The sequence below is a fragment of the Clostridium ljungdahlii DSM 13528 genome (assembly GCF_000143685.1).
GTDB lineage: Bacteria > Bacillota > Clostridia > Clostridiales > Clostridiaceae > Clostridium_B > Clostridium_B ljungdahlii.
In genome coordinates this window covers 2,156,312-2,176,694 of the sequence record NC_014328.1, presented here as the reverse complement: position 1 = coordinate 2,176,694, position 20,383 = coordinate 2,156,312, and the positions used below count along the sequence as shown (strand labels likewise).

General features: G+C 31.6%; 21 protein-coding genes and 1 riboswitch. Of the genes, 6 read left to right on the top strand and 15 right to left on the bottom strand.

The window, feature by feature from the left end; translation table 11 throughout:
* Window positions 1–28: 28 nt before the first annotated feature.
* The 3 genes from CLJU_RS09845 to CLJU_RS09835 all read right to left on the bottom strand — a co-directional run bounded on the left by CLJU_RS09845 (window position 29) and on the right by CLJU_RS09835 (window position 2,040).
* Window positions 29–811 carry an ABC transporter ATP-binding protein gene (locus CLJU_RS09845; RefSeq protein ID WP_023161669.1) on the bottom strand — a complete coding sequence of 261 codons (783 nt, stop codon included), beginning with the start codon at window positions 809–811 and terminating at the stop codon, window positions 29–31.
* Between the two features lie 130 nt (window positions 812–941).
* A riboswitch (molybdenum cofactor riboswitch) is annotated at window positions 942–1,060 on the bottom strand.
* A 69-nt stretch (window positions 1,061–1,129) separates the two neighbouring features.
* The gene (locus CLJU_RS09840; protein WP_013238660.1) at window positions 1,130–1,813 is read right to left on the bottom strand and encodes a HesA/MoeB/ThiF family protein; all 684 of its coding nucleotides are present in this window, start codon (window positions 1,811–1,813) and stop codon (window positions 1,130–1,132) included.
* 2 nt (window positions 1,814–1,815) lie between these two features.
* Window positions 1,816–2,040: a MoaD/ThiS family protein gene (locus tag CLJU_RS09835; protein WP_023161668.1), complete on the bottom strand. Its 225-nt coding sequence runs from the start codon at window positions 2,038–2,040 to the stop codon at window positions 1,816–1,818.
* A gap of 644 nt (window positions 2,041–2,684) precedes the next feature.
* On the opposite strand from CLJU_RS09835, the gene CLJU_RS09825 reads away from it, so the two are divergent.
* The 5 genes from CLJU_RS09825 (at window position 2,685) to CLJU_RS09805 (ending at window position 7,095) form a co-directional block, all read left to right on the top strand.
* Window positions 2,685–4,790, top strand: coding sequence for a formate dehydrogenase H subunit alpha, selenocysteine-containing (locus CLJU_RS09825; protein WP_013238658.1), 2,106 nt, complete (start codon window positions 2,685–2,687; stop codon window positions 4,788–4,790).
* A gap of 13 nt (window positions 4,791–4,803) precedes the next feature.
* Window positions 4,804–5,376, top strand: coding sequence for a 4Fe-4S dicluster domain-containing protein (locus CLJU_RS09820; protein ID WP_013238657.1), 573 nt, complete (start codon window positions 4,804–4,806; stop codon window positions 5,374–5,376).
* Between the two features lie 150 nt (window positions 5,377–5,526).
* Window positions 5,527–5,712 carry a hypothetical protein gene (locus CLJU_RS09815; protein ID WP_023161665.1) on the top strand — a complete coding sequence of 62 codons (186 nt, stop codon included), beginning with the start codon at window positions 5,527–5,529 and terminating at the stop codon, window positions 5,710–5,712.
* Between the two features lie 90 nt (window positions 5,713–5,802).
* A complete protein-coding gene (locus CLJU_RS09810) occupies window positions 5,803–6,360 on the top strand; it encodes a hypothetical protein (RefSeq protein ID WP_013238655.1) in 558 nt (185 codons plus the stop codon).
* 201 nt (window positions 6,361–6,561) lie between these two features.
* Window positions 6,562–7,095: a nitroreductase family protein gene (locus CLJU_RS09805; protein ID WP_013238654.1), complete on the top strand. Its 534-nt coding sequence runs from the start codon at window positions 6,562–6,564 to the stop codon at window positions 7,093–7,095.
* Window positions 7,096–7,480: 385 nt separating this feature from the next.
* On the opposite strand, the gene CLJU_RS09800 is transcribed toward CLJU_RS09805, so the two are convergent.
* The 7 genes from CLJU_RS09800 to CLJU_RS09770 form a co-directional block, all read right to left on the bottom strand.
* The gene (locus tag CLJU_RS09800; protein WP_013238653.1) at window positions 7,481–8,347 is read right to left on the bottom strand and encodes an SDR family oxidoreductase; all 867 of its coding nucleotides are present in this window, start codon (window positions 8,345–8,347) and stop codon (window positions 7,481–7,483) included.
* Window positions 8,348–8,605: 258 nt separating this feature from the next.
* Complete coding sequence (locus tag CLJU_RS09795) at window positions 8,606–9,490, bottom strand: ADP-ribosylglycohydrolase family protein (protein ID WP_013238652.1); 885 nt, start codon at window positions 9,488–9,490, stop codon at window positions 8,606–8,608.
* 10 nt (window positions 9,491–9,500) lie between these two features.
* Window positions 9,501–11,507, bottom strand: coding sequence for a methyl-accepting chemotaxis protein (locus CLJU_RS09790; RefSeq protein WP_013238651.1), 2,007 nt, complete (start codon window positions 11,505–11,507; stop codon window positions 9,501–9,503).
* Between the two features lie 225 nt (window positions 11,508–11,732).
* A complete protein-coding gene (locus tag CLJU_RS09785) occupies window positions 11,733–12,392 on the bottom strand; it encodes a GTP pyrophosphokinase (RefSeq protein ID WP_013238650.1) in 660 nt (219 codons plus the stop codon).
* 353 nt (window positions 12,393–12,745) lie between these two features.
* On the bottom strand, window positions 12,746–13,633 hold the full coding sequence (locus tag CLJU_RS09780; RefSeq protein WP_013238649.1) for a DUF2225 domain-containing protein: 888 nt from the start codon (window positions 13,631–13,633) through the stop codon (window positions 12,746–12,748).
* Window positions 13,634–13,857: 224 nt separating this feature from the next.
* A complete protein-coding gene (locus CLJU_RS09775; RefSeq protein ID WP_013238648.1) occupies window positions 13,858–14,715 on the bottom strand; it encodes a sensor histidine kinase in 858 nt (285 codons plus the stop codon).
* A gap of 287 nt (window positions 14,716–15,002) precedes the next feature.
* Complete coding sequence (locus CLJU_RS09770; protein WP_013238647.1) at window positions 15,003–16,037, bottom strand: SDR family oxidoreductase; 1,035 nt, start codon at window positions 16,035–16,037, stop codon at window positions 15,003–15,005.
* Between the two features lie 130 nt (window positions 16,038–16,167).
* Between CLJU_RS09770 and CLJU_RS09765 the strand changes: the two genes are divergently transcribed.
* The gene (locus CLJU_RS09765; protein ID WP_013238646.1) at window positions 16,168–16,614 is read left to right on the top strand and encodes a MerR family transcriptional regulator; all 447 of its coding nucleotides are present in this window, start codon (window positions 16,168–16,170) and stop codon (window positions 16,612–16,614) included.
* A gap of 180 nt (window positions 16,615–16,794) precedes the next feature.
* On the opposite strand, the gene CLJU_RS22590 is transcribed toward CLJU_RS09765, so the two are convergent.
* The 5 genes from CLJU_RS22590 to CLJU_RS09745 form a co-directional block, all read right to left on the bottom strand.
* The gene (locus CLJU_RS22590) at window positions 16,795–16,971 is read right to left on the bottom strand and encodes a hypothetical protein (RefSeq protein ID WP_156496162.1); all 177 of its coding nucleotides are present in this window, start codon (window positions 16,969–16,971) and stop codon (window positions 16,795–16,797) included.
* Between the two features lie 123 nt (window positions 16,972–17,094).
* A complete protein-coding gene (locus CLJU_RS09760; RefSeq protein WP_029170107.1) occupies window positions 17,095–17,559 on the bottom strand; it encodes a hypothetical protein in 465 nt (154 codons plus the stop codon).
* A 255-nt stretch (window positions 17,560–17,814) separates the two neighbouring features.
* The gene (locus tag CLJU_RS09755) at window positions 17,815–18,600 is read right to left on the bottom strand and encodes a TPM domain-containing protein (RefSeq protein ID WP_013238644.1); all 786 of its coding nucleotides are present in this window, start codon (window positions 18,598–18,600) and stop codon (window positions 17,815–17,817) included.
* A gap of 93 nt (window positions 18,601–18,693) precedes the next feature.
* On the bottom strand, window positions 18,694–19,263 hold the full coding sequence (locus tag CLJU_RS09750; protein WP_013238643.1) for a LemA family protein: 570 nt from the start codon (window positions 19,261–19,263) through the stop codon (window positions 18,694–18,696).
* Window positions 19,264–19,498: 235 nt separating this feature from the next.
* Window positions 19,499–20,125 (bottom strand): GntR family transcriptional regulator, encoded by a 627-nt coding sequence (locus CLJU_RS09745; RefSeq protein WP_013238642.1) that lies wholly within the window; start codon window positions 20,123–20,125, stop codon window positions 19,499–19,501.
* Between the last annotated feature and the right edge of the window lie 258 nt (window positions 20,126–20,383).

Here is a 20,383-nt window from a genome sequence, read left to right as displayed (position 1 = left end):
TAAAAACATCTCTTTAATGTAAAATATTTCAGTTAATCATAGGTACGCAGGCTTTGATTTGCTGTCCATTTGAATCAACTGTAGTTACAATTTTTACATCAATGCCATATGCTTTTTTAAGCATATCCTCTGTTACAACCTCATTAACACTGCCTACTGTAAATACATTGTTTTTTTCCATAAGTGCCACTTTTGTGGAACATAGAAAAGCATGATTTGGAAAATGTGAAGTCATAACGACTGCTAATCCTCTTTCAGAAAGCTTATTTATCTGTTCTAGTACTCTAATCTGATTTCCAAAATCCAAATTGGAAGTTGGTTCATCCATTATTAACATTTTGGGCTGCTGAGCAAGAGCCCTAGCAATTAAAACCATTTGCCTTTCCCCACCACTTATTTCCGTATATATCTTGTCTTTTAAATAGGATATTTTCAAAGTATTTATAGCCTCTTCTGCAATGCCAATATCTTCTTTCGTAGGAGAAGAAAACGTCGAAAGGTGAGCAGTCCTCCCCATCAATACCACATCAAAAACTTTAAATGGAAAGGGAGGTGTATGTGCCTGAGGTACATAGCCAATAGTTTTAGCTAATTTCTTTCTAGACCAATTATGTATATTCTCTCCATCCAAAAGTATTTCCCCACCCTTTAACTTTAAGAATCCTAATATAGTCTTAAAGAAAGTTGTTTTTCCTACACCATTAGGTCCTAACAAGCATAATATTTCTCCCGAACTTACATTCATAGATATATTTTTTACTACAATGCTTCTACCATAACCGCAAATAGCGTTTTTAATCTCTAATCTCATATCAGTTCTCTCCTTCCTGCAATAACTGGACATCCTTCCTTTTACCTAGGTGTCATTAATTTTGTCAAGTTTTTGCCAATACAGATATATAAAAAATAGGCATATGCCAAAAGCACATACCTTACTCTATTGATATTTGCAATGACCTTCTTCTCAAACACGGAAAGCACATCATTTTCATGACATACTCATTGGTTTTATCTCCATAGGCTTAGCATTAGGATCAAAAACTTGAAGTCCTGTAATATTATACTTGCTTATATATTTTTTCTAAAGTATAACGCCTTCTAAGTGCTGAATCACCAAAAATCCTGTTTATCACAGCGGAATTATATCATACTCAGTTGAGAGAAGATCTATAAAGACCATTTTTTTTCTTAAAAGTTCTCCTCTCCCTAAAAGAATTTTTATTACTTCACTTACTTCAATTGAGGCTGCTAAAGCTGGCGTAAATGATGGATTACCCATTTCCTTTTCAATTCCTTTAGATGTTTGTTTATTTACATTATAAATCTTGTTTAAGGTATCATCTCCTGGAAATATAGTAGTAATTTGAGCATACCATCCTGCTATAGCTCCATGAACCATTGGTATATTAAGTTTTTTGCAGCTACGTTGAAGTAATAATCTCGCTGGTATGCTGTCAAGAGCATCTACTACCACATCATTATTATTTAAAATATTGCAAGTATTATCTTCTGTAAGCATTTTTTCTAGTGCTTTTACCTCTATTAATGGATTTACTTTTTCCATTCTAAGCTTTGCTTCCAGTGCTTTACTAAAACCTATAGTATCTGTACTTGAAAGTATTTGCCTATTTAAATTAGATTCTTCAAATACGTCTCCATCTACTGCAGTAATACTTCCTATTCCTATTCTTCCAAGCATCTCAATAACATAACCACCAATTCCTCCACAGCCTACAACACAAACTTTAAAGTTCTTTAAAGTATCATTTTCTTCTTTTGATAAGGTTTTCATATTTCTAACATAACGTTCCAAATTTAACCGCCTCCTACTGGTGGAAACAATGATAAGACATCATTGTCATTAAGTTCTGTATTTGCTTTACCGTCTCTACCATTTATAAGTAAAATAGCTACTTCTTCTTCCTTAATATTTATCTTTTTAAATATATCCGCAGGTGTTACAGGCTCGTCAAATTCTAAAAACAATTTTTTATCTCTATCTTTTCTAAAATAAGCAAATAATCTAACTTCTATTTTCAAATTCACACCTCCTTAAAAACAGAATTTATTTAATGTTTCTTCTGTAGGTATATCCTATTTACCCAATTATATATATTTAAAGTAAAGCATAAATTGTGCCAAACATATTTATAAAAAATACTTAATAATCAGAACATATATGATATACTGATTATTAAGTACTGATAGTAAATGTAGCAATACTAGCATTGTTATTTCATTATATTATTCTATATTAACAAAATGCCCAAATAAAGATCAATATATTATTTTATACTAATAAAATGCTCAAATAAAGATCAATATATTATTTTATACTAATAAAATGCTCAAATAAAGATCAATATTACTTTATATCTTTGAAAAGTGTTCGAATATTATAAAAATGCAAGCTTTATGAAACCATTTTCACTTAGATTATTTTGTGATATAATATTCACACAGATAATTTCTACTAAATTTCGAAATAAATTTACTATATTAACCATTAAAAGTTTTTTCAATTGTTTAAATTATATTATTATATGGTAAGTTTAGGAATAAATTAAAAAATTTATAATTTAATTAAAAAGAAGTATACTAAGTTTTGGACATAATGTTAAACTGTGTAAAAGTGGAATTAAAAATACTAAGATACCTAACCTTAAAGAAAGGAGTGTAAGAATATGAAAAGTATACTAACTACTTGTCCTTATTGTGGAACAGGATGCACATTTTTCTTAAATGTAAGAGATGGAAAAATTGTTAGTGTAACCCCAGATGATAATGCAAATTCAGTAAACCAAGGGAAGCTCTGCTCAAAAGGCCGTTTTGGTTTTGACTTTGTACATCATAAAGATCGTTTAACTAGTCCTTTGATAAGAAAAGCAGGAAAGCTGGTTGAGGTTACATGGGAGGAAGCAATTGGCTTTATTGTTTCTAAAATCAAAAAAACTGTAAAAGAATATGGTTCTGACAGTGTTGCAGCTTTTAGTTCAGCACGATGTACTAATGAAGAAAACTATCTTATGCAAAAATTAATGCGCGCAGTGATTGGTACTAATAACGTCGATCATTGTGCCCGTTTGTGACATGCTCCTACAGTGTCTGGTCTAGGCACAGCATTTGGCAGTGGAGCAATGACAAACTCAATACATGAACTTGATGAAATGGGACCTGAAGATGCTATTTTTGCAATTGGTACAAATACCACAGAATGTCATCCTATAATTGGTATTAAAATGCTAAAAGCTAAAGAACGCGGTACTAAACTCGTAGTGGCTGATCCCCGCAAAACAGATGTGGCACTACATGCTGATGTTTGGCTGCGGCATAAACCAGGTACAGATGTAGCACTTCTAAATGGAATGTCATATGTCATATTGACAGAAGGACTAGCTGATAAAGCATTTATTGCTGAAAGAACTGAGAATTTTGAGGATTTCAAAGAAGTTGTAATGAAATTCACGCCAAAGTATACATCAAGTATAACTAAGGTTCCAGCAGACAAGATAATAGAAGCTGCAAGAATTATTGCTAAGGCTGATGCTGCTGCTTTGTATTATACTATGGGTATTACGCAGCATACTACTGGTGTTGATAATGTACTATCTACAGCAAATATTATGATGCTTACTGGTAATATTGGCAAGCCTAAAGGAGGAGTTAACCCTCTGCGTGGTCAGAATAACGTGCAAGGAGCATGTGATATGGGAGCTTTGCCTAATGTCTACACTGGTTACCAATCAGTAACTAATCCTGATGTGAAAGCTAAATTTGAAAAAGCATGGAATGCTCAGTTAAGCGATAAAGTTGGACTTAATATTCCGTCTATCTTGAATGCAATTGAAAAAGATGAGGTCAAAATGCTGTATGTATTTGGTGAAAATCCAATGCGAAGTGACCCTGATATAAATCATGTGGAACACTGCTTGAAACATTTGGATTTTTTGGTTGTTCAAGATATTTTCTTAACTGAAACAGCTGAAGTTGCTGATGTTGTTCTTCCGGGCGTATCCTATGCTGAAAAAGATGGAACTTTTAGTAGTACTGATCGTACAGTGCAGCGTATTCGTAAGGCTGTAGAGCCAATAGGTAATAGTCTTCCAGATTGGCAAATACTCAGGGATATCATGAATGCAATGGATTATCCAGCAGATTATAGTTCTCCTGAAGATATATTTGATGAAATGAGATCTTTAACACCAAGTTATGCTGGTATTAGTTATAAACGGTTGGAGGACGGTGGCATTCCATGGCCATGTCCAAATGAGAATCATCTTGGGACACCTATTTTGCATGTTGGTAAGTTTTCCCGTGGTTTGGGTAAGTTTTCCCCAATTGAGTATAGGGAACCTGCTGAGCTTCCTGATAAAGAATATCCATTAATGCTGACTACTGGACGTATCGTTACTCACTACCATACAGGGACTATGACGAGACGTTGTTGGGGACTAAATGGTGCGGATCCAGAAGGATTTTTGGAAATTAACCCTACAGATGCAAAAAATCTTAATATTGAAGATGGTGATGAAATTAGTGCATCAACACGACGTGGCTCATTAATTACAAAAGCACAAGTAACAACTAGGGTACCGGAGGGATTAACATTTATTACTTTCCATTTTACTGAGAGTCCAGCTAATATTTTGACTAATAGTGCCCCTGATCCTGTTACTGGAACACCTGAATTTAAAGTTTGCTCGGTAAAGATAAAAAAATTAGATTTTTCAGATTTTGGATGTCAAAAGCGCAAGATTTTCCGTAAAAAGAGTATGCGTAAAGACGCTTAAGGAGGTAATTATATTGAATACCTTTGTTGTTGCAAATCCCAATAAGTGCATTGGATGTAAGTCTTGTGAAATTGCCTGTGCAGCTGCACATTTAGATGTTAGTGTAATTACTGCAGGATCTGCAGGTGTTCCTTTTTCACCTCGTATCAATCTAATACGGGCAGAAAAAGTTACCGTGCCGATACAATGTAGGCAGTGTGATGATTCACCTTGTGCAAATGTTTGCCCGGTAGGTGCAATTGTTCATCAAGAAAATAAAGTTGTTGTAAAAACAGAATTATGTATTGGGTGTAAAATATGTATGCTTGCTTGCCCATTTGGCGCCATGGATATGGCCCCACAATACAAAAATAGCCATAAGCAAACACAAATCTTAAATGTAATTACTAAAGAAGAAAGTGAAAATAAGGAAGTTATGGCAGCACATAAATGTGATTTGTGTGCAGGCAGGCCTGAAGGTCCAGCTTGTGTAGAAGTTTGTCCAGCTGATGCTTTCGTCATAGTTAGTCCAGAAGTTATAAATAATAGTATCAAAAATAAACGTCAATCCAATGCTTTAGAGTTATTAGAAAATAAAAGCATATAAAAATTAAATCAGTTTTGGAAAAACGTACCTAGATTTGGGTAAATCAAATCTAGGTACGTTATTGTATAAAGAATAGCATTGAGATTATACTATTAATATTTAAGTAGGTAGTAATCAAACGAATAAGCGCATTGAGAAAGGATGAATAAAATGGGCAAAAATATTACATTGGAAATTATAGAGAGCTACTGCAAAATACATAAGGATAAGAAATGTCTAGCATGTTCTGATGCTTATAAAATATCAGAAAAATTAAAAATAAATATTTCGGATATAGGAAAGTTATGTAATGAAAATTCTATAAAGATCATAGGTTGTCAGCTTGGATGCTTTTAAAGTATTTGAAAGAAAATAAGCTAGCATACTGACTAGTTACTTCTTTTAAAATGCCTAAAATATTAATTGATAAAGAGGTGATCAAAAATAGTGACTAATAAGTATACTATACCCAATATGATTTTAATCGGTTCAACTGCTAGAAACAGTGGAAAAACTACTCTTGCTATTTCAATAATAAATAAATATAAATTAACTAAACCAGTGATAGCACTAAAAGTAACAACTATTCAAGATAAAAACGGAAAATGCATACACGGAGGAGAAGGCTGTGGGGTATGTTCAAATTTAAAAGGAAATTTTGAGATAACAGAGGAATTAAATGCAGGTAATAATAAAGATACTTCCCTATTATTAGCTGCGGGAGCAGAAAAAGTTTACTGGTTAAAAACATTAAAAAATAATATTTCCGAAGGATTTAATACGTTTATTAGCCAAATACCTGAAAATGCTCTTATAGTATGTGAATCAAATAGCTTACGAAAAGTTGTTAAGCCAGGTGTTTTCGTTATGATGAAAAATACCAAAGACAGTCAAATGAGAAAGTCAGCAAGTGAGGTTATAAATCAAGCTGACATAATTATAGAAAATAATTTTAATGATAATTTTGAAAAAGTAATAAAAGAGATAGCTAATATAATTAAATGATACTATAATTTTAAATTTACTAAAGCTGTAAACAATGTTTAAGATAAAGGAGACTATAATAAAAAGTCTGTAAAATATAGCTTTCTATGATAAAATCAAAATATCATAGGAGGCTATTTTATAATGTAAATATATCTTGACAAACGTAAACTATATTATTATAAAGGACTTAAATGAACAAATTATGAAAGGGATGTATTTATGACTGATTATTTTGATTTAATCAAGCAACGTGAAAGCTGCAGAAACTATAAAGAAAAAGAAGTAGAAAAAGAAAAGTTAGTTGCCTGTATAGAAGCAGCTAGAATTGCACCCTCAGCTTGCAATGGTCAACCCTGGAGATTTATTATCGTAAATAATAAAGACCTGTCACCTAAGATTTCTAAATGTCTTCAAGATCTAGGAATGAATAAATTTACAAATAATTGTCCTTCATTTATTATTGTACTTCAAGAAAAAACAGATATTAAAGCTAGAATTGGTGGTAAAATTAAAGATCAGGATTATGCCCCCATAGATATAGGAATTGCAACTGCCCATATATGCCTTGCAGCTACGCAGCAAGGACTGTCTACCTGCATAATGGGCTGGTTTAATGAAAAGAAGCTTAAGGATTTACTACACATACCAAATTCTAAAAGAATTAGGCTTGTCATAAGTGTAGGATATTCTGCAGATACAACTCTCCGCAGTAAGGTACGTAAAAGCATAGATGAAATTGCTCAATTTATCTGATGGCTAACTACTAAGTGACTATCACCAAATCAAAGATTTGGGATATCTGCTTGCACACAGCGAAAGCGACTATCACCAAATCAAAGATTTGGGATATCTGCTTTTCTATCAAAGTGGAAGATATTAGAATTCTTAGTCTTCAGCGATTTAGAGTCCTTATGCTGTTCATAATAGTAGCTACGCACCTAAATAAGTTCTTCTAAGGTTCTTAAATCTAATTCTTCTCATTTAAATAGAGCTGAGATTTTGTTCTCAGCTCTGGGGGTTTACCTGGTTTTTGTTTGAGTTTTGGATTGGTGGAATTCCTACCCAAATAGCAATTTCGCCAAAGTTTAGTGGGAATAATCAATATTTGATGGGAATCGGTAAAGTTTAGCAGGTTAATTCAACCGTTCACTATTTCTCCTCCATTTACATGGATAGTCTGACCTGTAATATAAGATGCATTTTCAGAAGCCAAAAATACATAAGCTCCTGCACATTCCACAGGCTGACCGGCTCTTGCCATTGGCATATCCTCACCAAACTGGGAAGTCTTTGTTTCATCAAAACAAGATGGTATAAGTGGTGTCCAGATTGGCCCTGGTGCAACTGCATTTACCCTTATTCCAGTCTTCCCCTTTGCAAGTGCAGTAGATAATGATCTAGTAAAAGCTACTATTGCACCTTTTGTCATAGAATAATCTATAAGTGTGGCACTTCCTTTAAAAGCCACTATAGAAGCTGTATTTATTATACATGCTCCTGATTTTAAATAATTCATTGCTGCCCTTGTCATATAGAAAGTCCCATATGCATTGGTTTTAAAAGTTCTGTCAAATTGTTCATCTGATAACTGCTTTATATCAGTACATTCATATTGGACAGCAGCATTATTAACTAGTATATCTATTTTCCCATATTCACTTATGGTTTTTTCTACAACGCTATTGCAAAAATTTACATCACTAATATCACCTGCTATAAGTGTGCACTTTGTTCCCTTGGTTTCCACAAGTCTTTTAGCTTCCTCAGCATCTTTTTGTTCATTTAAGTATACAATTACTACATCTGCACCTTGGTTCGCATAAGCTATAGAAACAGCTCTACCTATACCGCTGTCACCACCTGTAATTATGGCAGTTTTTCCTTTTAAAAGTTCTCCTTTTCTATTATACACAGCATCATCACATATAGGCATAGGATTCATTTCATACTGAAATCCCGGATGATGATTCTGATGCTGCTTTGGAAAAGATGTTGGAAAATTCATATTTACTCCTCCTTCGATTTACTATTTATTATTTATCCGATGGCTACCAGCCATAATACCCACATCGCACTCTGTGAAAGCGACTATCACCAAATCAAAAATTTGGGATATCTGCTTTTCTTATAAAGTGGGGGATAACGGCTGCTACGCCCCTGGATAACGATTTCTAAGTTTCAGATGGAGAAAAAACTCCACCTGAAACCAAGAACTCTGTTTATATAAACTAGTATTTTCAATTGAGGAGAAAATATTTATATATTAATTATAGGTGCTATTTATTTTTTCTCCAATACTCATTAATTTATCCTTTACCTCTATCTTATTTTTCCATCTTTCAGGAATACTGTCATATCCATAATAGGTACCTGCAATTCCCCCTGCAACTGCAGCCACAGTATCAGCATCTCCACATAAATTTGCAGCCTCACATATTGTATCTTCTAAATTTGAATTGTTCATAAAACACCAGAGTGCACACCTTAAAGTGTCAACTACATATCCTGAAGGTATAAGTTCTTCTTTTTTCATATTCATTACATATTTATAGTCTTCACTGCTGCCAATTGCCTCTGTAATAGTGCCTTCCTTAGTTTCTTCATTTAAATATTTATAAATAACGGTATTATATAATACACAGGCATCTGCTGCTTTTTCATCATAATGTGTCATTTTAGATTGCAGCCTGCTTATATCTATCATTTTGCTGTAATCTCTGTAATATAATGCAACTGGTATACATCTCATAATGGTCCCATTTCCAGCCGTCCTGCCTTTGGATATATGATGTACATAAAATGAGGCCTCTTTCCAATTGCTAGTTTTAATGTACTTTTTTATAGCTAGCTCACAAGTCATCCCTATATCCTTAGGATCACTATTGTACCATTTTACAAACCTATTACCTATAGATTCAATAGGACATTCAGGATTTTCAAGTATTCCTCCTGCTACACATAAAGTCATCATGGTATCGTCTGTAACCTGACCAGGCTTCAACTTCCAATGGCCTCTGCCTATAATGTCTTTTAGATACCCATACGTTTTGCGTGCTTCTTCTTGAGATAAAAATTCCAAAGTTGCCCCTAATGCATCTCCACAGGCTACTCCAAATAATCCTCCCAAAAGTTTATTTAATCTTTCCATATTAGCACCTCTATACTTTAAATCTTGAAACTATGCCCACTAATGAGTCAGATTTTTCTTTTGCTTTTTCAGTTAATTCTACAACGTGTCCTGCCATTTTAGTTATGTAAGAGGTTTCCCCTGCAATATTTTGAGCCCCACTTGCCTGTTCATTTCCACTATCGGATATCTCTTGCATTAGTTTTGATACATTTTGAACTGATACAAGAAGTTCATGAGAAGTAGTGCTAAACTCTGTTACTATATTATTTACGTCTAAGAAATTCTTACTGGTTTCTTCATGAGATTCTACAATTTCATTGTAATCAGGCAAAATCTTTTTATCTATAAATTCCAATATTTCATAAGCACTAGATGATAAATTATCTACCACTTCTAAAATAGTTTTTGTAACCTGCTGTATTCTATTAACAGTATCTTTAGAATCATCAGAAAGAGTTCTTATTTCATTTGCTACAACTGCAAAACCCCTACCTGCTTCTCCTGCTCTAGCAGCTTCAATAGACGCATTTAGCGCTAATAGATTAGTATCTTCCATAATATCAAGAATTGCTGAGGACAATTCATTAATCTTAGAAACATCTTCTGATTTCTTAATGGCATCTTCCAAACTTTCTTTTGTATTTTTGTATATGCTCATTATACTCTCCCTGGATTTCATTGCTTTTTGTTTCATTTTCTGTGATGCACTGCTTGCATTTGAAACATTTTCTGAACCATATTGTGCCTTTTTCGATATAGATTCTGCATCCTTTTCAATTTCCCTTGATATTGCACTTATTTCCTCAGTAGATGCTGCAGTTTCCTCAGTAGTATCTGACAGCTGTTCTGTAGTTGCAGATATCTCCTCTATGCTTTTATTAAGATTCTCCATTTCCACATTAATTTGTTTCATATTTTCAGTTACATTAGAAGATTCTTCTATTATATTCCTAATTATATTTCCCTGACTTTCCTGCATATTCTTTACTGCAACCGCAAGCACACCTGATTCATCTTTCATTTTTAACAACTTTTCAGGTATCGGCATTGTAAAATCACCAGACGCCACTATTTTTAAATGCTTTGTAATTACATTTATAGGTTTTGATATAAGTGAAGTAATGAAAAATGCTATTAATACACCTATTAATACAAAAATAATAGTTGTAATTGCCTGAAAGATTTCATTTTTTGTGAGGCTTTCCATAACTTCAGATTTGGGTACAGATATTCCCAAGGACCAGTTGGTACCTTTTACAGGTGCGTATCCTATATATTTTTTTGTTCCATCCCTGTAAGTATACCCATCTGCGCCACTCTTTCCCTCCATCATATAGGTTTCAAATTTCATTAGTTCCTGCAAACTTGGATCCTTTTTACTTTTTTCAATTACATTTTCCATTTTACGTACAAGGGATATATCTTTATTTGCTACTGTATGTCCAGTTTTACTTATCATAAAAGTTGTTCCAGTTTTACCATACTTGATATTATTAGTTAATTTACTCAATTCACTTCCATCACGTGTGGCAATTAAAACTCCCTTAACTTTACTACCATCTTTAATAGGAACAGCATAAGACATAACAAGCCTATTATCCGCTTTTCCTAAAATTGGATCTGAAACTGAACTTTTTCCTTGAAGTGCTTCTTTATAATTCTCTCTATCGTATAAATTTGCTTTTACTCCATCTGTAAATGTAACATTACCATTAACATCTCCTATACCCATACTTATATGTCCACTTCTTTGTACCTCATCTTTTAAAATATTTAATTTTTGATCTGTAGATAATACATCACTTTTTATATAATAGTTTCCTGCCAGCCCTTCCATTACATCTAATTGTCCTTCAATTTTAGTTTGAACAAATTTTGCAGATTGCTGAGCCATTTGAAGCAAGGATTCAGTAGCATTTGAAGCTAACGTATCATAAGATTCTATAAAAGATACTGTACCAAGTCCTATGCACATAATTAGAATCAATATTCCAAAGGATATAGCCATTTTTGTCTTAATACTCTTAAAGTACAAATTAATTCCTCCCATTCCTAGTAAAGTAATTTTGCTTAAATTGTATATTAATTAATAGCTATTGTTACTTACATTGTACTACAATTTAATAATTTTTCAACAATATATTTAAAATGGGTAGGAATTCACCTTTATAAAATTCACATTTAAGCACTAAATAATATAGTGTTAATCAACATAAGATGGAGTTTAAAGCCCCACCTTATGTCAAGATTCTATTTAAAATTAATTTAATCTCTCCAATTCCTGTTGTATATTCTGCATCTTAATATCTGTTTTTGATATAACATCTGCGCATTCCTTTAAATCGCTCTTTATATGTACTGGAGCCTTCCCTGCTGTTTTATAATATAATTTATGTTCCAAGCTTGCCCAAAAATCCATAGCAATAGTCCTTATTTGTACTTCTATTCTCACTGGTTCTACATGGTTTGAAAAAAATATAGGAATTTCCAGAACCATATGAAAACTCCTATATCCATTTGGTTTTGGATTTTTAATATAATCTTTTTCTTTAATCAAAGTTATATCATCCTGTCTTTTGAGCATATCTGCGATTTCATATATATCGCTTACAAATGAACAAATAACCCTTATACCTGCTATATCATTCAAATTTTTCTTTGCCGATTCAAGCGTTAGTTCTAAACCCTTTCGCTTAAGTTTTCCTATTATACTTCTAGGTTCCTTAACTCTAGATTTAATATATTCTATGGGATTTCTTTTCCTCTTTACTTTAAATTCTTTATCTAATATTTCAAGTTTAGTTCTAACTTCTTTTATAGCAGAACTATAACTCATCATAAAAGATTGAAATTTTTCTATTCCCTCATCAATATCCACTGATACGTCCAAAGGTAGTTCAATAATTTCTTTGGATTCCATTATAAATATTTCCCCTTTCAAAAACTCACTTTAAGTTCAATTCATTCACATAATACTACAGTTTATGAAATCATAAAAGTATTTTAGTTATTTTTCACTTTATGTTAATATTTATCCGATGACTACCTGCTCTAATCCCCCCTTCTTCAAGGGGAGTAAAGAGCAGCTACGTCCCTAGATAACGATTTCTCCTAAAGGATAACGCCTTCTAAGTGCTGAAGCACTAAGAATCCTGTTAATAATCATCAGGTGGAGTCAAAACTCCATCTGATACCAAGAACTCTGTTTATATATCTAATAGGTGGACCAATTTACAAATTTGTGAGTAAAACGGATGGTTTATTACCATCCGTTTAACTGAAAAATCTTGAAAAAAATCCTTTTTTAGGTTTTTGATTTTCTTTTGAAATAATCTCATCGTTATTTAATTCATCAACACCTTTTTCCAATTGTTCAGCTTCTTTTATTAAATCTCTTTGCTCCCTACTTCGATCCTTAAGCTTTGAAGGAACTCCATGTGTTGTTATTATCTGGCTAAACCATTTTAAACTTTCATCATTATTTCCCAATCTTCTATTCAATTCACCTATAATGTACATAGAAGTGAACTTATCCATGTTATATAAGGGAAACGCTTCATTAAAATAAGCATAGTTAAACCCTTCTAAAGCCTGTCTTAAAAATACAGCTTCATTTTCAGAGTCCTTCAATATTCGATACATCCAGGCTAGTTTTAAGCAATTCATTGCCTTCTTACTAGCTTTTGCATCTATCACATAATAATTTAATAAAGAAAGTTTAAACCTTTCTATAGCTACATTCACATCATATACCTCCGGGTAAGATCTAGGCTGCCACTTTGGTCTGATTTTTTCTTTTACTAGATCAATTTCAGAATCTCTAATTTTATTAAAGTCCCTTTTCATTGCGGCATATCCACATTTATCGCAAACCCATACATCATAAAAATAAGGATTTATAACATCAAATATAATAAATGAATCAGAATCTCTTTTTAAAATTCTTGCAGCTGAAGTTTTAACTGCTCTAGCTTTAAAATCATTATCACAAACCGGACATGTAATTTCACAATCATATAATAATTTTTTTTGTTTTTCTTCATCCGTTAATTGAAGTAATTCCTCTTTTTCTATTTCTTCTTTTTTGCTATGGTACAAATCTATTTCATCTATATCATCAAACCCTAAATCTTCTAAACCAGAAAATATATTTTTTGGCACTAGAACATCACCTTCATCATCTAAAAAATTTTATATAAGTATTATATCAAAAAAAGCAATTAAATTAAATTATATCAACCTGTGCCATAAAGATTAATGTCAAATTTCCTTGTAAGTAATGGTAATCAATTCAAAAGTCTGAAAAATTATCTTAACATCCGTTAGTGTAAAATAACTACATTTTTCTATAAAAAAAATTACAGACAAAACCTGTAATTTTCTTTTTACGAAATATATTTATTTAATTTGGGAAAATGGATTGAAACTTCAGCGCCTCTTTCATATTCAGATTCTATAGCTATATAATGCCCTAACTTTCCTGCAAGTTTTTGACTTATGTAAAGTCCCATCCCAGTTGAATGCCGCTTTACCCTTCCATTATAACCTGTAAAACTTTTTTCAAATACTCTTCCAATGTCTTCTTTCTTTATACCTATTCCATTATCTTTTATATATAAAACTTTTTCCTTTTCTTGTACTTTTGTATATATATTTATAATTCCATCTTTAGGAGTATATTTTATGGCATTATCTAAAATTTGTTTTATTATAAATTCAAGCCATTTATAATCAGTATCAACCTCTACATCTAGATTTTCTATCTCCATCTCTATTCCATACAATGCCTTTTCATTCTCACTGCTTAAGTTATTTTCAATAATTAGTTTAGATGCAGCAATAGGCGTTTTTATTTCATGAACCCAGGTAGTTAAAAATTCAACACTTTCATTGTTATTATTAACAAGTCTTTCTATTTGTATATTAGCACTTTCATACAGATTATTAATTACATCAAGATAAAACTTTTGTTCATAATTCCTTGGGCAGGGTAAACTATGAATCCACTCTAATCCTTCCTTAGGTATATTTCTAATTTTATTCATATTAAATCTAATTAAACTATAATCAATTGCAAGATATATTATGAAAAGTAAAAAAGAAACTGTAATTAAATACTCTGCATTAGATTTTAACATTCTTATAGAACTATCAAATAAAGTCATTCCGCCTATAAATACCATGAGTATGGTAAAAAAAGCAATTAAGTTTCTCCTATCTTTTAAATATTCTCTTAAACTCATGTTTTATCTTTAGTGAGAGAGTGTATAATAAGTACCAAGCCCTCACTAAAGTTCACCTCCATTCTTTTTATACTATTTTTTGTGTATAACATGTTAATAACTCTGTTGATAATTCGTCATATTTTTGATTTACGAACATAAAAACACTGTAGAATTCAACTTTGAATAATACAGTGTTTAGATAAATTGTTCGTTTTTTCAGTTGTTACGCTAAATAAGAATGTTGCGAACTAACTTGTTCTTTATTTTAATCCCTAAATTATTATAAGAAACCAATATCCTTAATCTCATTTTATAATTTCGAATTTAATCATGCTATTTATCGAGGTAATAATAGCTTCTTCGTTATTTGCAATCGGCTTCCAACCTAAAATTTTCTTAGCCTTTGTATTACTCACATTGCGGTTCATCCTCATTAGTAACGCTGTTGCTTCCGCTTGTTTGTTAGAAGAAGCGTTTGAATATATAACTGAATCAGGTAATGTCTCGACGGGAACCTTTTCTGTAATTTTGGGATATTTATTTTTCAACAATGCTGCAATTTCAGGCAAAGATATTTGACCGTCTGCCGATGCTATAAAACGTTGTCCATTTGCGTTAGAATTTGTCATGGCACGAATGTGTAAATCAGCCACGTCCCGAACATCAACAATATTTAAAGGAATATTTGGAATAGCTTTCATGGACCCGTCTAATAAATGTTCTAGAAGCCCAAAACTACCTGAAATGTGAGCACTCAAAGAAGGTCCCAAAATAGCAACAGGGTTGATGGTAGCAAACTCTAAATTGCCAGCGTCTTTCTTAATAAAATCCCAAGCGGCACGTTCTGCTAATAATTTTGATTTTTCATAAGCCGATAAACCTTTTTCATTTTGGTCAGTCCAATCTTCTTCTGTTGTAGTAGTATTCAGATTTTTATTGCTAAATCCAACCGCACCAAAATTAGAAGTCATTACAACACGTTTTACATTTGCATTTCGAGCGGCTTTTAGCACACGAATTATGCCCTCCACGGCAGGGCGCATCATTTCAGTTTCATCTTTTTGGGATATATCAGAAAAGATAGGTGATGCGACGCTTAATACGTAGTCACAACCTTCCATGGCTTTATCCCAGTTATCATCTTTTAACAAATCTGCTTCAACAAATGTAAGGTTGTCAAAGGTTTTAATACCGTTAGCTTTTAGTGTATCAATTACTTTGTTTTTACTGCTAATGGAGCGAAGTGTGGTTATTACACTGTAACCTTTTTCTAATAATTGAAGAATTATTTGCACACCAAGAAATCCTGTGCCTCCTGTTACTAAAACATTTTTTTGCATATCTTATGCCTCCATTAAATATTTATTAAATCCTTGAAAATTAATTTTTTATAATTTATACTTATGTTAACACCTAGAGTTATCTCTAGGTCAAGCTATTTTTAACGTATTATTTAAAGGAGATTTAAAATTGATTTATTCTATCAAAGATGTAGCAAAAATAACGGGTCTTTCCATATTTACACTTCGTTTTTATGATAAAGAAGGACTTCTACCATTTGTCTCAAGAAATAAGTCGGGAATCAGAGTGTTTACCGAATCAGATATAAATCAGATTAAGACTATTTGTTGTCTAAAAAATACTGGAATGAAAATTAAAGATATAAAAAAATATATTGATTTTTGTATGGAAGGTGCCGTTACTATAGATTCGAGGATAAAATTATTCGTGGAACACCGAAAGGAAATTATAAACCAAATAAATGCTCTTAATGAAAATCTCAAGCTCATTGATTCAAAACTTGAAATTTATACTTCTCCCAATGCTGTCGAAATCATTAATAAACAAATAAGTAAAGTAGATGACGAAAAACGTAAAAATTGTTTACTGAGTCCTTTTTCCAAAATTAACCGATAGTCATTTAGAGAATAGTCTAAGCTGTTTACATTAAAATAGAAGGCATATAGCTATGGAACCTCAACTACGCATTATTTTACCATTCTGTATTAACTTACATTAATTATATGATACGCCGTACTATTCAATTTTCAAAGATCAATTTTTCCTAACTAATTCGTAATAATATCATGTTACGACTTACTTAATACTTTTTAATTTTTCTAATTGCTCTCTTAATCTTTTATTTTTATCTTTAAGTTCTTCCATATCTACCAATTGAATAATTAAATTTTGCTTATCTTCTTTTAGCTTTTTAATTTCTTTATATAGTTGCTTTATTTTATCGTCTTTAGCCTTTATCTTTAGGTGCAGCAACTATACTATCATCAGGAACACCTTTCTCAATGGCTCTTAGGCTTAATATACGTTCTTTTAGAATATCATTGTTGTATAGAGTAGCCTTTTGATACTCCTGCTTCCTCGGCTACTGTTTTAAAGTTAATCTACTAATGGTTTTAAATACTTATATTTTACATACTGCCTTTCCCAAGAGCGTTGTTGTCCCAACTCCTTATATCTTATCATTTCTTTTTCCATAAGTTCTAATTCTTGTTTTAAGATAGGATAAAACTTAACCTCTGTAATATAGTTAGGACAGTTATAAAAGAAACAGCCATCGCCATCGGAACAGTTACCTCTTCTAAAATCATATAGGCATACACCTGTCGGTAATGGATTAAAACTCATAGATTTAGATAAATTAGATACTATATTATCAATTTCTTGTTCTGTTTTACCACGAAACTGTTCATTAAGTTTAGCCTTTATTTCTTTTGCTCTAAGTCCAGCAATTTTAGAATCTTTACCAAGTATCATATCTGAATATATTTCTTTAACTTCTTCTTCCTTTAAAGTAAGGTAGTACGAAGTCATCTCAATAGATACATGAGAAAATTGTTTCATGATATGTGCTATAGGTACTTTTTGCTTAATAATTCCTCTAACAAATGTTGCTCTAAATTGATGAGTTTTTAATGGATATAAGTTAATCTTTTTTACAAACAATATTTGTATAAGAATTTACAGTTACTATATTGTAAGGTTGAGAAGACGATAAAAAAAATCCATCCAATCAAAGCTCATATTTTATGAAAATATTGGCTTTAACTAGATGGTGCTTTATTTTAAAAACATTGCATAAAGTAAAATTCATTAATTTTACCAACTTCCTGAAGAACCACCTCCACTAGAGCTGCCTCCTCCAAATCCGCCCTGGTTACTTCCACCAAAGCCTCCGCCGCCTCCTCTTGTGCCTCCCCAAAAAGAATTCCAAAACAACAAATAAAATAAAAACTTAGTTATCCTTGCTTTATTAAGTAAAATATCCAATAGGAAAGCGCCCAGAATATAGTATATTACTACAGGATTTACAGAAACTGATTTTTTCTTCTGTGCAGTTTCATTACTTCCTTGCAAACTAACATTATATTCTTTAGCTATATCTCTTGCAAAAACTGAATAAGCATTTTTTAAACCTTCACCATATCTTTTTTCTTTAAAGAGTGGAATTGCTTCACTATTCATAACTCTAGAAGAATATATATCCGTAATTACGCCTTCCAACTCTCTCCCTACTTCCACTCTCCACTTTTTATCATTTATTGATAATAATATTAAAAGCCCATTATCCTTACCTTTTTGTCCAATTCCCCAGCTTCTGAAAAGTTCATTGGAATAAGATTCTATATCTTTTCCTTCAAGTGAACTAATTATAACCACTGCTGCTTGTGAACCAGTTTTATTTTCTAATTCACTTCCAAGTGATACGATATAGTTTTTAGAACCTTCATCAACAATTCCTACATAATCATTTATATACTTTAATTTAGTTGGTACAGGTATATTTGAAGCACCTTTCACAAAATAAGGCAAAGTCAAAATAAAAATTAACACAGAAAGTAATACACCTAAAGATGATTTGACCATCTTAAATTTACTATTCATTTAAATTTCCCATTTTAAGATTGTATAAAATAGCTTTTTTACAACTTAGTTCTATCAATGAATTATCTATATGATTCTAAGCTGTAACATAAACTATCTTGTAAAATCCACCTTTGGAACTTCCTGTGCTCCCTGGCTAGCCTTATAATATGTTTTTTGAGAAAAACCAAGTATACCTGAAATTACTGAATTTGGAAATCTCCTTATAGATGTATTATAGTTATTCACAGCAGTATTATAATCTTGTCTTGCTATTCCTATTCTATTTTCTGTACCTTCTAAAGCAACAGATAAATCTCTAAAATTTTGATTAGATTTTAAATCCGGATATCTTTCAACAATTACTAAAAGTCTTGAAAGTGCTGATGAAAGTGCTGCATCTGCATTTGCTCTATCAGTAATTGTTTGGGCTCCAGCAAGCTTAGCTCTTGCGTTTGCCACATCTGTAAATATTGTTTTTTCTTGAGCTGCATAACCTTTTACCGTTTGAACTAGGTTTGGTATTAAATCTGACCTTCTCTGCAGTTGAGTATCAATATTAGCCTGTGCTGCATTAACTTTTTGCTCTAATCCTACAATGGAGTTATAACTGCCTATTAAAGGCAAAAATATAATTAACAATACTCCTATAACAATTAAAGATGTTTTTAATCTTTTACTCATTTGATGCACCACCATTTTTTATAATAGTATATTTATTTTGAGGAATTTTTTTAATAAATATACTAGTGCACAAAATTTCTATTTTGTACTAGTGAATTCATATTTAACGCTAAAGTTCTGAAAAATTTAGTCTCAAAAAATAATAGAGTCAAGAATTTTTGAGATTTTAATCATAACCTTTCAAAAATTCCTGACCTTTTATCAATGTGTAATATCATTTCTTATTGTTATTAGTTTAAATAGCAGCAATGTCTGAAATCATAAGATTCTCGATATCCGCTTTTAAAATGTTTACAGCCATTTCAATTTCGTTTCTTTCCAAATAATCAATTAAAACCCTATGCAAACTCGTTCTGCTATAATGTTTTCTCTGTATAAAAAAAATAGTCTGTATATTCATAGCATCTTCCAAAAGCTTATACGCATACTGATTTCCATAAATAGAAAATAGTTTAAGGTGAAACTCACAATTATAATTCCAGCGAACCATAAAATCATCGTCAGGACAATTAGCATGGCTCATACAAATGTTTTTAAGCTCCTCGATAAAAGCTTCATCTATATACATATAATAATTTTCCAAAAAGGAGCTTTCTAAAACAGAACGGAATTTTACGATTTCCAATAATTGCTGTTTACTTGGCTGAATAATTTTATATCCCTGTCTTGGGATACTTGATAGTATATGAGTTCCAATAAGCTGTGTAAGTGCTTCACGTATTGGTGCACGACTAACGCCGTATTTCTCCATTAAAAACTTTTCAGTTAGGATGGTATCTGAAGAATATATACCATTAATAATATCAGAAAACAAAGCATTATAAATTTGATTTTTTAATGTATTATCATTTTTTTCACCCATAAAACTACCCCTTTTATTCCAATATTATTGTCAAGTCATTATACATTTTTAAAAAAAATAAGTCAATATAAAAGAATCTGATTTTTGAACAACATATAAATTATTGTTTGTAATCATATCACAATATAATATATATCATTATATTTTCCATTAAATTTTAAATTTTTCATAATATATTTGATGTAATCAAACATATTATATACATATAGCATATAATATTGATTATTGAAACTTATCGTGATATGATTAGTAGAAATA

Coding starts and splice junctions, on each gene's coding strand:
- CLJU_RS09785 (WP_013238650.1), bottom strand. CDS start 12,392: ATGGAATCCAAAGAAATTATTGAACTACCTTTGGACGTATCAGTGGAT.
- CLJU_RS09755 (WP_013238644.1), bottom strand. CDS start 18,600: ATGAATAGTAAATTTAAGATGGTCAAATCATCTTTAGGTGTATTACTT.
- CLJU_RS09750 (WP_013238643.1), bottom strand. CDS start 19,263: ATGAGTAAAAGATTAAAAACATCTTTAATTGTTATAGGAGTATTGTTA.
- CLJU_RS09795 (WP_013238652.1), bottom strand. CDS start 9,490: ATGGAAAGATTAAATAAACTTTTGGGAGGATTATTTGGAGTAGCCTGT.
- CLJU_RS09760 (WP_029170107.1), bottom strand. CDS start 17,559: ATGAAACAATTTTCTCATGTATCTATTGAGATGACTTCGTACTACCTT.
- CLJU_RS09800 (WP_013238653.1), bottom strand. CDS start 8,347: ATGAATTTTCCAACATCTTTTCCAAAGCAGCATCAGAATCATCATCCG.
- CLJU_RS09745 (WP_013238642.1), bottom strand. CDS start 20,125: ATGGGTGAAAAAAATGATAATACATTAAAAAATCAAATTTATAATGCT.
- CLJU_RS09805 (WP_013238654.1), top strand. CDS start 6,562: ATGACTGATTATTTTGATTTAATCAAGCAACGTGAAAGCTGCAGAAAC.
- CLJU_RS09815 (WP_023161665.1), top strand. CDS start 5,527: ATGGGCAAAAATATTACATTGGAAATTATAGAGAGCTACTGCAAAATA.
- CLJU_RS09770 (WP_013238647.1), bottom strand. CDS start 16,037: ATGCAAAAAAATGTTTTAGTAACAGGAGGCACAGGATTTCTTGGTGTG.
- CLJU_RS09775 (WP_013238648.1), bottom strand. CDS start 14,715: ATGAGTTTAAGAGAATATTTAAAAGATAGGAGAAACTTAATTGCTTTT.
- CLJU_RS09845 (WP_023161669.1), bottom strand. CDS start 811: ATGAGATTAGAGATTAAAAACGCTATTTGCGGTTATGGTAGAAGCATT.